The organism is Kitasatospora sp. NPDC096204 (genome assembly GCF_044763205.1).
Taxonomy (GTDB): domain Bacteria; phylum Actinomycetota; class Actinomycetes; order Streptomycetales; family Streptomycetaceae; genus Kitasatospora.
In genome coordinates this window covers 95,649-109,010 of record NZ_JBIWFT010000009.1, presented here as the reverse complement: position 1 = coordinate 109,010, position 13,362 = coordinate 95,649, and the positions used below count along the sequence as shown (strand labels likewise).

General features: G+C 72.2%; 10 protein-coding genes. 8 read left to right on the top strand and 2 right to left on the bottom strand.

Annotation, left to right across the window (positions count from 1 at the left end; all coding sequences use genetic code 11):
- Positions 1 to 79 precede the first annotated feature (79 nt).
- From ACIQ87_RS12340 to ACIQ87_RS12330, 3 genes are all read left to right on the top strand, one after another.
- Positions 80 to 697, top strand: a complete 618-nt coding sequence (locus ACIQ87_RS12340) for a cell division protein SepF (RefSeq protein WP_224276937.1) — start codon at positions 80 to 82, stop codon at positions 695 to 697.
- A 99-nt stretch (positions 698 to 796) separates the two neighbouring features.
- Positions 797 to 1,078: a YggT family protein gene (locus ACIQ87_RS12335; RefSeq protein WP_030060143.1), complete on the top strand. Its 282-nt coding sequence runs from the start codon at positions 797 to 799 to the stop codon at positions 1,076 to 1,078.
- A 59-nt stretch (positions 1,079 to 1,137) separates the two neighbouring features.
- Positions 1,138 to 2,481: a DivIVA domain-containing protein gene (locus ACIQ87_RS12330; protein ID WP_402405294.1), complete on the top strand. Its 1,344-nt coding sequence runs from the start codon at positions 1,138 to 1,140 to the stop codon at positions 2,479 to 2,481.
- Positions 2,482 to 2,711: 230 nt separating this feature from the next.
- Here ACIQ87_RS12330 and ileS read toward each other — a convergent pair whose 3' ends face one another.
- Positions 2,712 to 5,840 (bottom strand): isoleucine--tRNA ligase, encoded by a 3,129-nt coding sequence (ileS, locus tag ACIQ87_RS12325; protein ID WP_402405292.1) that lies wholly within the window; start codon positions 5,838 to 5,840, stop codon positions 2,712 to 2,714.
- Between the two features lie 685 nt (positions 5,841 to 6,525).
- On the opposite strand from ileS, the gene ACIQ87_RS12320 reads away from it, so the two are divergent.
- The 4 genes from ACIQ87_RS12320 to ACIQ87_RS12305 all read left to right on the top strand — a co-directional run bounded on the left by ACIQ87_RS12320 (position 6,526) and on the right by ACIQ87_RS12305 (position 9,276).
- Entirely contained in the window at positions 6,526 to 6,990 is a 465-nt protein-coding gene (locus tag ACIQ87_RS12320; RefSeq protein WP_402405290.1) for a TraR/DksA family transcriptional regulator, read from the top strand.
- Between the two features lie 241 nt (positions 6,991 to 7,231).
- Positions 7,232 to 7,807 (top strand): signal peptidase II, encoded by a 576-nt coding sequence (lspA, locus tag ACIQ87_RS12315; RefSeq protein ID WP_392869307.1) that lies wholly within the window; start codon positions 7,232 to 7,234, stop codon positions 7,805 to 7,807.
- A 64-nt stretch (positions 7,808 to 7,871) separates the two neighbouring features.
- A complete protein-coding gene (locus ACIQ87_RS12310) occupies positions 7,872 to 8,810 on the top strand; it encodes an RluA family pseudouridine synthase (protein WP_402405288.1) in 939 nt (312 codons plus the stop codon).
- A gap of 1 nt (position 8,811) precedes the next feature.
- A complete protein-coding gene (locus ACIQ87_RS12305) occupies positions 8,812 to 9,276 on the top strand; it encodes a GNAT family N-acetyltransferase (RefSeq protein ID WP_402405286.1) in 465 nt (154 codons plus the stop codon).
- Positions 9,277 to 9,426: 150 nt separating this feature from the next.
- Here the strand turns inward: ACIQ87_RS12305 and ACIQ87_RS12300 are convergent, their stop codons facing one another.
- Positions 9,427 to 10,446, bottom strand: a complete 1,020-nt coding sequence (locus ACIQ87_RS12300) for a mechanosensitive ion channel family protein (RefSeq protein ID WP_402405285.1) — start codon at positions 10,444 to 10,446, stop codon at positions 9,427 to 9,429.
- A 97-nt stretch (positions 10,447 to 10,543) separates the two neighbouring features.
- Here ACIQ87_RS12300 and ACIQ87_RS12295 point away from each other — a divergent pair, with 97 nt between their 5' ends.
- Complete coding sequence (locus ACIQ87_RS12295; RefSeq protein ID WP_402405283.1) at positions 10,544 to 13,321, top strand: alpha/beta fold hydrolase; 2,778 nt, start codon at positions 10,544 to 10,546, stop codon at positions 13,319 to 13,321.
- Positions 13,322 to 13,362 lie beyond the last annotated feature (41 nt).

Here is a 13,362-nt window from a genome sequence, read left to right as displayed (position 1 = left end):
GCGACCGTCAGAAGGTGCGCGCGTCGCGAAGCTGCCGCCGAGCGTCAGCGAGGCGGCTATGAGCGGAGGAGACAGGAGCATGGCCGGCGCAATGCGCAAGATGGCGGTCTACCTCGGCCTCGTGGAGGACGAGACGTACGACGGCCAGGGGTACGACCCCGACGACGACTACGACGCGGATCCCGAACCGATCCGGACGGGCCAGCGGACCGAGGACATCCCCCGGCCGGCTCCGGCCCCCGCGGCCGCCGCGCCCGCCCCGGTCTCCTCGATCACCCCGCAGCCGGTGCCCGCGGCGGTGCCGATCCGGCAGGAGACCCCGAGGATGGCCCCCGTGTCGTCCATCACACCCGAACGTCGCCACAACCTGGAGAAGAGCGCACCGGTGATCATGCCCAAGGTCGTGAACGAACGAGAGCCCTACCGCATCACCACGCTGCACCCCCGAACCTACAACGAGGCCCGTACGATCGGGGAACAGTTCCGCGGCGGGACCCCCGTGATCATGAATCTGACCGAGATGGACGACACCGACGCGAAGCGACTCGTAGACTTCGCCGCTGGACTCGTCTTCGGTCTGCACGGCAGTATCGAGCGCGTGACACAGAAGGTGTTCCTGCTGTCGCCTGCTAACGTCGATGTCACGGCGGAGGACAAGGCTCGGATCGCCGAGGGTGGGTTCTTCAACCAGAGCTGACCCGGCCACGACTTTACGTGTGGATCTGATCAACAGTGGGTTAGCGACAGGTGACGAGCGGCAGGCCCGAGGGATCGGGACCGGGGAGAGGGAAACGCGATGGACATCGTGTGGGCGGTGCTCTACTACGCCCTGACCGTCTTCCTGGTGTTCCTGCTCGTACGACTGGTCATGGACTGGGTCTTCCAGTTCGCGCGTTCGTGGCGGCCCGGCAAGGCCATGGTCCTGGTCCTGGAGGCCACGTACACTGTCACGGATCCGCCGCTCAAGCTTCTTCGGCGGCTCATTCCGCCGTTGCGTTTCGGGGGCGTGGCGCTCGACCTGTCCTTCTTCGTACTGATGATCATTGTGTATGTCCTGATCTCGCTTGTGCACCCCTAGTCGTAGGTGAGCGATGCGACAGGATGCCGGTGTGCCGACGATCACGTTGAGGTGAAGAGATGCCATTGACCCCCGAGGACGTTCGGAACAAGCAGTTCACGACCGTCCGCCTGCGTGAAGGCTATGACGAGGACGAGGTCGATGCCTTCCTCGACGAGGTCGAGGCGGAGCTGACCCGCCTCCTCCGGGAGAACGAGGACCTGCGCGCCAAGCTGGCCGCCGCGACTCGTGCCGCCGCGCAGAACCAGGCCAACCTGCGCAAGGAGCCGCAGCAGGACGCCCCCCGACAGGGCGGCGCTCCGGTGCCCGCCGCCATATCCGGCCCGCCGGTCCCCGGCCAGCAGGGTCCGGGCGGCCCCCAGCAGATGGGCCCCGGCGGCCCGCAGCAGATGGGCCCGGGTGGTCCCCAGCAGATGGGCCCCGGCGGCCCGCAGCAGCAGATGGGCAACCAGCCCCTCGGCCTGCCCGCCGGCTCCGCCCCGCAGCTTCCCGCTGCCGGCGGCCCGCAGCAGCAGATGAACCAGACCATGGGCGGCCAGCAGCAGCTGGTCCAGCCGATGGGCGGTCAGATGCTCCAGCCCATGGGCGGCCCCGGTGGCCCGCAGCAGATGGGCAACCCGATGGGCCAGGGCATGGGCCAGCAGCAGATGCAGCCGATGGGCGGCCCCATGGGCGGCCAGCAGCAGATGCAGCCGATGGGCGCCCCGATGCAGCAGCAGGGCCCCGGTGGCGACAGCGCCGCCCGCGTGCTGGCGCTCGCTCAGCAGACCGCCGACCAGGCGATCTCGGAGGCCCGTTCCGAGGCCAACAAGATCGTCGGCGAGGCGCGCAGCCGGGCCGAGGGCCTGGAGCGCGACGCCCGTGCCAAGGCCGACGCGCTGGAGCGGGACGCGCAGGAGAAGCACCGCGTCGCGATGGGTTCGCTGGAGTCGGCGCGGGCCACGCTGGAGCGCAAGGTCGAGGACCTGCGGGCGTTCGAGCGTGAGTACCGCACGCGTCTGAAGTCGTACCTGGAGACCCAGCTGCGTCAGCTGGAGTCGCAGGCCGACGACTCGCTCGCTCCGCCGCGGATCCCCGCCACCGCGTCGCTGCCGCCGGCGGCCTCGTCGATGGCTCCGGCCGGTGCCGGTGCGATGAGCAGTGGCGCGCCGAGCTTCGGTGGCAACCAGCCGTCCTTCGGGGGCAACTCGCCGTCCTTCGGCGGGAACAGCTCCTTCGGCGGCAGCTCCTCCGCGCCGAGCTTCGGCGGTCAGTCGACCGGTGGCAACAGCGGTGCTCCGCAGATGCAGCCGGCCGGGATGACCCAGCCGATGGCGGCCGTCCGTCCGCAGCCGCCGCAGCCGATGCAGCAGGCTCCGGCGCCGATGCGGGGCTTCCTGATCGACGAGGACGGCGACAACTGAGGTTGTAGCAGGGCCCTCTGAGGGCGCCTCCTGTCCGACCCACGGGTCGGGGAGGGGGCGCCCTTTGGCGTGCGTGGGGGGCGTGCGCGAGGAGGCGGGGGCGCGCTGGGGGTACGGGGCGCGGGCGTGGGGAACTCGGAGGGGCGTGCGGGAGTTGGGGGCGTTGGGCGTGGGTGGGTACGGCGAAGCCGCCGTCACCCCGGGGATGACGGCGGCTTCGTGGTGGGGCGTCAGGCCTTGCGGAGCTGGAAGGCCAGGCCGAGGGACTCGTCGGTGAAGGTCTCGGACTCCCAGTCGGCCGCACCGGCGGCGAAGTCCGTGGCCAGGACCTCCTCGGCGACGAGGGGGCCGTGCTCGGCGACGGCCTCGGCGGTCTCCTCCGAGGTGGCGCGCCAGCGCAGGACGATCCGGTCGGCGACGTCCAGACCGGAGTTCTTGCGGGCCTCCTGGATCTGGCGGATGGCGTCGCGGGCGATGCCGAGGCGCTTGAGCTCCGGGGTGATGGCCAGGTCGAGCGCCACGGTGGCGCCGGACTCGTTGGCGACGGCCCAGCCCTCGCGCGGGGTCTCGGTGATGATCACCTCGTCCGGGGAGAGGGTGACCGTCTCGCCGTCCAGCTCGACCGAGGTCTCGCCGCCGGCACGCAGTTCGGCGGCCAGGCGGGCGGCGTCGGTGGCGGCGACCGCCTTGGCGACGTCCTGGACGCCCTTGCCGAAGCGCTTGCCCAGCGCGCGGAAGTTGGCCTTGGCACTGGTGTCGACCAGGGAGCCGCCGACCTCGGCCAGCGACTCCAGGGTGGAGACGTTGAGCTCCTCGGCGATCTGCGCGCGCAGGTCGGTGGGCAGCTCCTCCCAGCCCTGGGCGGCGACCAGTGCGCGGGAGAGCGGCTGACGGGTCTTCACGCCGGACTCGGCGCGGGTGGCCCGGCCCAGCTCGACCAGGCGGCGGACCAGCGCCATGTGCCGGGAGAGCTCGGTGTCGATCAGCGACTCGTCGGCGGTCGGCCAGCTCGCCAGGTGCACCGAGGCCGGGGCCTCCGGGGCGACCGGGACGACCAGGTCCTGCCAGACCCGCTCGGTGATGAACGGGGTGAGCGGGGCCATCAGACGGGTGACCGTCTCCAGGGCCTCGTGCAGGGTGGCGAGCGCGGCGGCGTCGCCCTGCCAGAAGCGGCGGCGGCCGCGGCGGACGTACCAGTTGGACAGGTCGTCGACGAAGCCGGAGAGCAGCTTGCCGGCGCGCTGGGTGTCGTACGCCTCGAAGGCGGTGTCGACCTCGCGGACCAGGGTGTTCAGCTCGGAGAGCACCCAGCGGTCCAGCTGCGGACGGTCGGCCGGGGCCGGGTCGTTCGCCGAGGGCGCCCAGTTCGCGGTGCGGGCGTACAGGGCCTGGAAGGCGACGGTGTTCCAGTAGGTGAGGAGGGTCTTGCGGACCACCTCCTGGATGGTGCCGTGACCGACCCGGCGGGCCGACCAGGGCGAGCCGCCGGCCGCCATGAACCAGCGGACGGCGTCGGCGCCGTGCTGGTCCATCAGCGGGATCGGCTGGAGGATGTTGCCCAGGTGCTTGGACATCTTGCGGCCGTCCTCGGCCAGGATGTGGCCCAGGCAGACGACGTTCTCGTAGCTGCTCTTGTCGAACACCAGGGTGCCGACGGCCATCAGCGTGTAGAACCAGCCGCGGGTCTGGTCGATCGCCTCGGAGATGAACTGCGCCGGGTAGCGCTTCTCGAACAGCTCCTTGTTCCGGTACGGGTAGCCGTACTGGGCGAAGGGCATCGAGCCCGAGTCGTACCAGGCGTCGATGACCTCGGGCACGCGGGTGGCGGTGCCGCCGCAGTCGCGGCAGGCGAAGGTCACCGCGTCGATGTACGGGCGGTGCGGGTCGAGGCCGCTCTGGTCGGTGCCGGTGAGCTCGGACAGCTCGGCCAGGGAGCCGACGCAGGTGAGGTGGCCCTCCTCGCAGCGCCAGATCGGCAGCGGGGTGCCCCAGTAGCGGTTGCGGCTGAGCGCCCAGTCGATGTTGTTGTTCAGCCAGTCGCCGAAGCGGCCGTGCTTGACCGTCTCCGGGAACCAGTTGGTGGCCTCGTTCTCGCGGATCATCGCGTCCTTGACGGCGGTGGTCCGGATGTACCAGGACGGCTGCGCGTAGTAGAGCAGCGCGGTGTGGCAGCGCCAGCAGTGCGGGTAGCTGTGCTCGTACGGCAGGTGGCGGAAGAGCAGGCCGCGCTCCTTGAGGTCCGCGACCAGGGCCTCGTCGGCCTTCTTGAAGAACTGGCCGCCGACCAGCGGGACCTCGGGGGCGAAGGTGCCGTCGCCGAGCACCGGGTTGACCACCGGCAGGCCGTAGCGGCGGCAGGTCGCGAGGTCGTCCGCGCCGAAGGCGGGCGACTGGTGGACGATGCCGGTGCCGTCCTCGGTGGTGACGTAGTCGGCGGTGAGGACGTAGTGGGCGTTCTCGATCTCGACCAGGTCGAAGGGGCGGCGGTAGTTCCACCGCTCCATCTCGGCGCCGGTGAAGGACTCGCCGGTGGTCTCCCAGCCCTCGCCGAGCGCCTTGGCGACCAGCGGCTCGGCGACGACGAGCTTCTCGGTGCCGTCGGTGGCCACCACGTAGGTGACCTCCGGGTGGACGGCGGCGGCGGTGTTGGAGACCAGGGTCCACGGGGTGGTCGTCCAGACCAGCAGGGCGGCCTGGCCGGCCAGCGGGCCGCTGGTCAGCGGGAAGCGGACGAAGACCGAGGGGTCGACCACGGTCTCGTAGCCCTGGGCCAGCTCGTGGTCCGAGAGGCCGGTGCCGCAGCGCGGGCACCAGGGGGCGACCCGGTGGTCCTGGACCAGCAGGCCCTTGTCGAAGATCTGCTTGAGCGACCACCAGACGGACTGGACGTACGACGGGTCCATCGTCCGGTAGGCCTCGTCGAGGTCGACCCAGTACCCCATCCGGGTGGTCAGCTCGGTGAAGGCGTCGGTGTGGCGGGTCACCGACTCGCGGCACCTGGCGTTGAACTCGGCGATGCCGTACGCCTCGATGTCCTGCTTGCCGGAGAAGCCCAGCTCCTTCTCGACGGCGAGCTCGACCGGCAGGCCGTGGCAGTCCCAGCCGGCCTTGCGGGCGACGTGGTAGCCCTTCATGGTCCGGTAGCGCGGGAAGACGTCCTTGAAGACGCGGGCCTCGATGTGGTGGGCGCCGGGCATGCCGTTGGCAGTGGGCGGGCCCTCGTAGAACACCCACTCGGGGCGGCCCTCGGACTGCTCCAGGCTGCGCTGGAAGATCTTGTTGTCCTGCCAGAAGGACAGGATCTGGTGCTCCAGGGCAGGAAGATCCACCTGCGCGGGAACGGGGTTGTAGGAGCTCATCGCGGGCGTCTACCTCCGGCGGATGCTGGGACTGGATCCTCCGGAGGGACGAGACGGACGTGCCGCCCCGCGGTACCACCCTCCTTGGCCGCGGTGATGCGTTCGCGGCCCTCTTGTTTGGGCTTGCTGCCGGGTCTAGTGGGCCACCGCGGTGATCGCGGCGGCCGTTCTTCCGGCGGCTCCGGGGTGATCTTCCCGCCGTGCACACCCCCGGGCTCACACCGTCCCCGGGTCGCTGGTGGCTGCGTACGTCGGTACTCGTCCCATCTGCGCCTTGCACGGCCAGTGTATCGGCCGGGCGAGTCGGTTTGTCCAAACCGTTTCCGGCGGGCGGGTGGGAGTGCTCCCCGGGGCGCTCGGGGAGCACGTCCGGGGCGCTCCCGGAGCACTGCGAGGGCGTGCGGCGACGGAGGTTAGCCGGAGTCGATCTGGGCACAAATCTCTGAGCACACGGGCCGTGACGATTGGGGCGGCTGCCTGGGTGGGAACGTTATGAGGCGCCGGTATGTCATGTTGTGACCGGTTTTGATCGGGATTATCGTTCCGGCACTGGGGGCCGCCGGGAACCGGCGGCTCGATTCGTTCGTAGATGGGGTCGAAAGCCATGGCTGAGAAGGGAACCGGCGCGGGTACCGCCACCAAGCGGGCACGCAAGGCCGTGGCGGTCGACCCAGGGGAGGGGACCGTGACCACTACCGCACCGAAGAGCAGCACCGACACCGTCACCGCGTCGCGCGGCGCCGAGTCGGTGGACCCGGCCACGCTGCCGGTCCGGCCCGGCGAGGACCCGTGGACCACCGAGGAGGTCCACGAGCTGCACGACGAGCTGATCAGCGAGCTGGACCGGCTCCGGAACGAGATCGACGCCGCCGAGACGGCCATCTCCGGCCTGATGCGCGACTCCAACGACGGGGCCGGCGACGACCAGGTGGACGCCGGTACGAAGAACATCTCGCGGGAGAGCGAGCTGGCGCTCGCCAACAACGCGCGGGACAGCCTGGCCCAGACCGAACGCGCGCTGGAACGACTGGAGGGCGTCGGCTTCGGCACCTGCGAGTCCTGCGGCCAGGCCATCGGCAAGGCCCGGATGCAGGCCTTCCCCAGGGCGACGCTCTGCGTGCAGTGCAAGGCCAAGCAGGAACGCCGCTGAACCGGGCGCCCGGAGCGACGAGGGGGGTCGGGCTTGCCGTACGCTCGACCCCGTAACGTCGCCTGAATAACGTCGCCTGACGCGTTCGTGAACGCGGGCAGGCCGGCACGGGCCCACCACCCTCCCCCTCCAGCGGACCGGGGGAGCTCCATCGGCAGCGGAGCGGATCATCAGTACGCAAGGTTCCCCCCAGACCCGGGACGACGCCGTCCCGTCCCCCGCCGATGCCGTGGAGGTGCCCGTGGCCGAGCCGACCGGGGCGTCCGCGGACGCCGCCACGGCCGAGAAGCCCAAGGGGCCGCGCCGGGTCGGCGTGCTGCTGGTCGTCGCCGTACTCGCCTTCCTGATCGACCTCGGCAGCAAGCTGCTGGTCGTCGCCCGGCTGGAGAACCACGCGGCGATCAAGGTGATCGGGGACGTCGTCACCTTCCAGGTGATCCGCAACTCGGGCGCGGCCTTCGGGATGGGGCAGGCGCTGACCGTCGTCTTCACGATGATCGCCTCCGCCGTCATCGTGGTGATCTGGCGGATCGCCCGCCGGCTGTACAGCCTGCCCTGGGCGATCGCGCTCGGGCTGCTGCTCGGCGGGGCGCTCGGCAACCTCACCGACCGGCTGTTCCGCGCGCCCGGCGTGTTCCGCGGGCACGTGGTGGACTTCATCTCCGTCCAGCACTTCGCGGTCTTCAACCTCGCGGACTCGGCGATCGTCTGCGGCGGGATCCTGGTGGTCCTGCTCTCCTTCCGGGGCAGCAACCCGGACGGGACCGTCCACCAGCCGACCGAGAAGGCCGAGAAGACGGAGCAGGCCGAGAAGTAGGCCGAGCAGTGGGCCGGGCCACCGGCGGGCGGGGGCGGGCCGCGTTTCCGGCATACTCGTACGGGTGAGTACCGCAGCGCAGAACCGAAGCCTCCCCGTACCCGACGGCCTGGAGGGCGAGCGCCTCGACGCCGCCCTGGCCCGGATGTTCGGCTTCTCCCGGACCAAGGCCGCCGAGCTGGCCGCCGACGGCAAGGTCACGCTCGACGGCGCCGTGGCCGGCAAGTCGGACCGGGTCACCGCCGGTTCCTGGCTGGAGGTCGAGATCCCCGCGCCGGCCGCCCCCGTGCAGGTCGTCGCCGAGCACGTCGAGGGCATGCGGATCGTCCACGACGACGAGGACATCGTGCTGGTGGACAAGCCGGTCGGCGTCGCCGCGCACCCCAGCCCGGGCTGGACCGGCCCCACCGTGATCGGCGGACTGGCCGCGGCCGGGTACCGGATCTCCACCTCGGGCGCCGCCGAGCGCCAGGGCATCGTGCACCGGCTGGACGTCGGCACCTCGGGGCTGATGGTGGTCGCCAAGTCCGAGCGCGCCTACACCGACCTCAAGCGGCAGTTCCACGACCGGATCACCGAGAAGCGCTACCACACGCTGGTGCAGGGCCACCCGGACCCGATGAGCGGGACGGTGGACGCGCCGATCGGGCGGCACCCCAGCTCGGACTGGAAGTGGGCCGTCACCCGGGAGGGCAAGCCGTCCGTCACCCACTACGACCTGATCGAGGCGTACCGGGCCGCGTCGCTGCTGGCGATCAAGCTGGAGACCGGACGCACCCACCAGATCCGCGTCCACATGTCCGCGCTGCGCCACCCCTGCGTGGGTGACCTGACGTACGGCGCCGACCCGACGCTGGCCAAGCGGCTCGGGCTGACCCGGCAGTGGCTGCACGCGGTGTCGCTCGGCTTCGAGCACCCGTCGGACGGGCAGTGGGTCGAGTTCTCCAGCGAGTACCCGGAGGACCTGCGGAAGGCGCTGGACATCATCGCGGCGGAGAGCTGAGGTGACGGCCGCCGTGATCCGGGTCGCCGAGGGGGAGGCGGACCTGGAGCTGGTGCGCGCCGTCCGGCACGAGGTCTTCGTCGTCGAGCAGAACGTGCCGGAGGAGCTGGAGTACGACGAGTACGACGCGACCTCGGTGCACCTGCTGGCCGTCGGGGCCGACGGGGCCGCGCTGGGGACGGCGCGGCTGATCCACGGCGAGCCGGCGCGGAAGCTGACGGGCGGTGTCGACGGGCGGGTGCTGCTGGGGCGGCTCGCGGTCGTCGCGGCGGCCCGGGGGACGGGGCTGGGCGCGGAGCTCGTCCGGGCGGTCGAGGCCGCGGGGGCCGAGCACGGGGGTGCGGAGGTCGAGTTGCACGCCCAGGTGCGGGCGCTCGGGTTCTACGAGCGGCTGGGGTACGTGGCCCAGGGGCCGGTGTACGACGACGCGGGGATCGCGCACCGGACGATGACGCGGCTGCTCTGAGGCGATCGGGGCGGGTGGGGCCGGACCTCCGGGGCGGGTTTCCGGTGGTCGCCTTCCGCTTCGCGCGGCTCCCCGCGCCCCTGACGGGGCGCGGGGAGCTTTGCTTTTCGGGGAGGAGGGGCAGCGGTGCGGGGAGCTTCGTCTTCCGGGTCAGGTGTCGGTGGTGCGGAGGCGGGGGAGGGCGCGGGGGTGTTCGTCGCGTAGGTGGGCGATGAGCTGTTCGCGGATGTCGAAGCGGAGCTGGGCGGCGTCGTCGGGCGTGCGGGCGGTCATGGTGGCGCGGACGACGATGGTGCTGGGCGTGGTGTCGGTGACCTGGAGGGCCCATTCGGCGCCGTCCCAGAGCGGGTGCCGGTCGAGGCGGGCGCGCAGGGTGGCGCGCAGCTCGTCCACCGGAGTGGTGTGGTCGAGGTGGAGCAGGACGGCGGCCAGTAGGCCGGGGTCGCGGCGGGTCCAGTTCTCGAAGGGCTTGTTGACGAAGTACGAGACCGGGACGACCAGCCGGCGGTAGTCCCAGAGCCGGACGACCAGGTAGGTGAGGGTGATCTCCTCGACGGTGCCCTGCTGGCCGTCCACCACCACGGTGTCGCCGATCCGGACGGTGTCGCTGAAGGCGATCTGGAGACCGGCGAAGAAGTTGCCCAGGGTGCTCTGGGCGGCGATGCCGGCCACGATGCCGATGAGGCCGGCCGAGGCGAGCAGGCTGGCGCCGACGGTGCGCATGGCGGAGAAGGTCAGCAGCATCACGGCCACCGTGACCACGACGATCAGCGCGCTGACCACGCGGCGCAGCATGCCGATCTGGGTGTGCACCCGCTGGACCCGGGCCGGGTCGTCGACGCGGGTCTCGTAGCGGTTGAGCAGGGCTTCCATGGCGGCGGCCACCACGCGGACGGTGAGCCAGCCCAGGGAGGCGATCAGGAGCAGCAGGAGCAGGTGGTGCGCGCCGTCGTCGCTCGCCGTGCGGAGGATCCGCTGGAGCGGCTTGGTGGCGAGCAACAGGGCTGACACCACGGTGAGTTGGAGCGGGATCCGGCATCTGCGGAGCAGTGGCCAGACCGGGGCCGAGGGGTGGCGGGCGGCGGTCCGCTGGAGGGCCTGGTCGACGATCCAGCCGACCGCCAGGGTGGCGGCGACGGTGGCGAGGAGCGAGATCAGCAGCCAGGGCATGGGCCGTACGATACTCGGGCACAGTGGGGTGAAACGGGCGAAATGGCGTGGTGGCCTTATCGGGCGCCTACCCGGATGGCCGATACGATCAGCGCCCATGGAGTTCGGTGGGGCATGGCGTCGCTGGCGCGCCCGGGGAACAGCGGTCAGACGCAGGCTGCTGGCCGGGGCGGTGGCCCTGGTGGCGGTGGCCGCGGCGGGTACCGCGACGGTGGCGTCCGGCGGTGAGCAGGCGGTCCATCGGGAGGACCGTTTCCTCGGTATGCCGGAGACCCCCGGCGGCGCGGAGCAGGTCCAGCTGGACACCTCGTTCTTCACCACCGCGGGCGGCGGTCCGCGCCCGGCGGTGCTGTTGGCGCACGGCTTCGGCGGCTCCAAGGAGGGCCAGCGCGAGCGCGCCGAGCAGCTGGCCCGGCAGGGGTACGCGGTGCTGACCTGGTCGGCGCGCGGCTTCGGGCACTCGGGCGGCCGGATCGGGCTGAACGCCCCGGACCGCGAGGTCGAGGACGTCAGGCACCTGGTGGACTGGCTGGCCCAGCGGCCCGAGGTGCTGCTGGACGCGCCCGGCGACCCGAAGGTCGGCATCACCGGCGCCTCGTACGGCGGGGCGGTGTCGCTGCTGGCCTCCGCTTACGACCACCGGATCGACGCGGTGGCCACCCAGATCACCTGGTGGAACCTGGCCGACGCGCTGTTCCCGCAGGGCGTGCAGGGCTCGGGCGCGGCGGACGGCGTGTTCAAGAAGCTGTGGGCCGGGATCTTCTTCACCACCGGCGCGGCCGGGGACCTCGGTCCCTCCGGCGAGGCGCCGCGGGAGAGCGGCGGCGCGGAGCCGAGGACGGACGGGCCGGTCGGCTGCGGGCGGTTCCTGGAGTCGCTCTGCCGGATGTACGACCGGGTCGCCACCGCCGGGCACGCCGATCCGGAGGCCGTCGCGCTGCTGGAGCGCTCCAGCCCGTCCTCGGTGGCGGCGCAGCTCAAGGCGCCCACGCTGGTGGTGCAGGGGCAGCAGGACTCGCTGTTCCCGCTGGACCAGGGGGACCGCATCGCCCGGGCGGTGGCCGCCAACGGCGCACCGGTGGCGGTGGACTGGTTCGCCGGCGGCCACGACGGGGGGACGGACACCAGCGCCCGGGTCGACGACCGGGTGACGGCCTGGTTCGATCACTACCTGCGGGGGCGCGGCAACGACACCGGCGCCGCGTTCCGGGTCACCCGCACCGGCGGGGTCGACTCGACCGGCTTCCAGGCCGTGCTGCGCGGGGCCACCGCCGACCGGTACCCGGGGCTCGGCGGCACCGGCTCGCGGACCGTCGAGCTGACGGGCGGCGAGCGGACCCTCGCCAACCCGCCCGGCGGCGCGCCGCCCGGGATCTCGACGCTGCCGGGCGTCGGCGCGCTCAGCCAGGCGGCCTCGCTGGGCGCCGGGCTCTCACTGGACTTCCCCGGGCAGAACGCCGCCTTCGACTCGGCGCCGCTGGACTCGCCGCTGCACCTGACCGGGCAGCCGACCGTCCCGGTACGGGTGACGGCGGACCGGCCGGACGCCGTGCTGTTCGCGAAGCTGTACGACGTCGGGCCGGACGGCAAGGCGGTGCTGCCGCAGCAGCTCGCCGCCCCGCTGCGGGTCACCGGCGCCGACGCCGGGCAGACCGTCACGGTGGCGCTGCCGACCGTGGACCACACCTTCCCGGCCGGGCACCGGGTGCGGCTGGTGCTGGCGAGCACCGACCTCGCGTACGCCTCACCGGTCGAGCCGGCCACCTACCGGGTGGCGCCGGCCGGGGCGCTCACCGTGCCGACCGTCGAGGAGCTCGTCACCGAGGCGGCGCCGCTGCCCTCGCGCACCTGGGTGCTGCCGGTGATCGCCGTGCTGGCGGCCGCGGCCCTGCTGGCGGCGCCGCGGCTGCGGCGCCGCCGGACCGCCGCCGGCCCCGCCTTCGACCCGGAGCTGGCCGCGGTGCCGTTGTGGATCAACGGGCTGAGCAAGCGCTACAAGGGCGCCCAGGACCGCTACGCCGTACGGGAGTTGAGCTTCCGGGTGGAGCAGGGGCAGGTGCTCGGGCTGCTCGGGCCGAACGGTGCGGGCAAGACCACCACGCTGCGGATGCTGATGGGGCTGATCCGGCCGGACGCCGGGGGGATCCGGATCTTCGGGCACCTGGTGCGGCCCGGCGCGCCGGTGCTGTCGCGGGTCGGGGCGTTCGTGGAGGGTGCGGGCTTCCTGCCGCACCTCACCGGGCGGGCCAACCTGCGGCTGTACTGGCAGGCGACCGGACGGCCGGAGGCCGACGCGCGCTTCGACGAGGCGCTGGCCATCGCCGGGCTCGGCGAGGCGCTGGACCGCGCGGTGCGCACGTACTCCCAGGGCATGCGGCAGCGGCTGGCGATCGCCCAGGCGATGCTCGGGATGCCGGACCTGCTGATCCTGGACGAGCCGACGAACGGGCTGGACCCGCCGCAGATCCGCGAGATGCGCGAGGTGATGATCCGGTACGCGGCCGGCGGGCGGACCGTGATCGTCTCCAGCCACCTGCTGTCCGAGGTCGAGCAGAGCTGTACGGACCTGGTGGTGATGGACCGCGGGCAGCTGGTCACGGCAGGCCCGGTCGCGGACATCGTGGGCGCCGGCGAGCTGCTGATGATCGGCATCGCCGGGCCGTACGACCCGGTGCCGGTGGTCGAGAAGGTGGGCGCGCTGGCCGGGGTCGGTTCGGTGGAGGCCGTCGAGGGCGGACTGCTGGTGCGCCTGGACGGACTGGCGGCCAGTGCGCTGCTGGCCGAACTGGTGCGGCTGGAGGTGCCGGTGGAGAGCGCCGGGCCGCAGCGGCGGCTGGAGGACGCGTTCCTGTCGTTGATCGGAGGTGGAGCGTGAGCGTCGTTCCCGAGGACCGCGCCGAGTCGAAGGACCGTGCC

Coding starts and splice junctions, on each gene's coding strand:
- ACIQ87_RS12340 (WP_224276937.1), top strand. CDS start 80: ATGGCCGGCGCAATGCGCAAGATGGCGGTCTACCTCGGCCTCGTGGAG.
- ACIQ87_RS12335 (WP_030060143.1), top strand. CDS start 797: ATGGACATCGTGTGGGCGGTGCTCTACTACGCCCTGACCGTCTTCCTG.
- ACIQ87_RS12330 (WP_402405294.1), top strand. CDS start 1,138: ATGCCATTGACCCCCGAGGACGTTCGGAACAAGCAGTTCACGACCGTC.
- ileS (WP_402405292.1), bottom strand. CDS start 5,840: ATGAGCTCCTACAACCCCGTTCCCGCGCAGGTGGATCTTCCTGCCCTG.
- ACIQ87_RS12300 (WP_402405285.1), bottom strand. CDS start 10,446: ATGCCCTGGCTGCTGATCTCGCTCCTCGCCACCGTCGCCGCCACCCTG.
- ACIQ87_RS12295 (WP_402405283.1), top strand. CDS start 10,544: ATGGAGTTCGGTGGGGCATGGCGTCGCTGGCGCGCCCGGGGAACAGCG.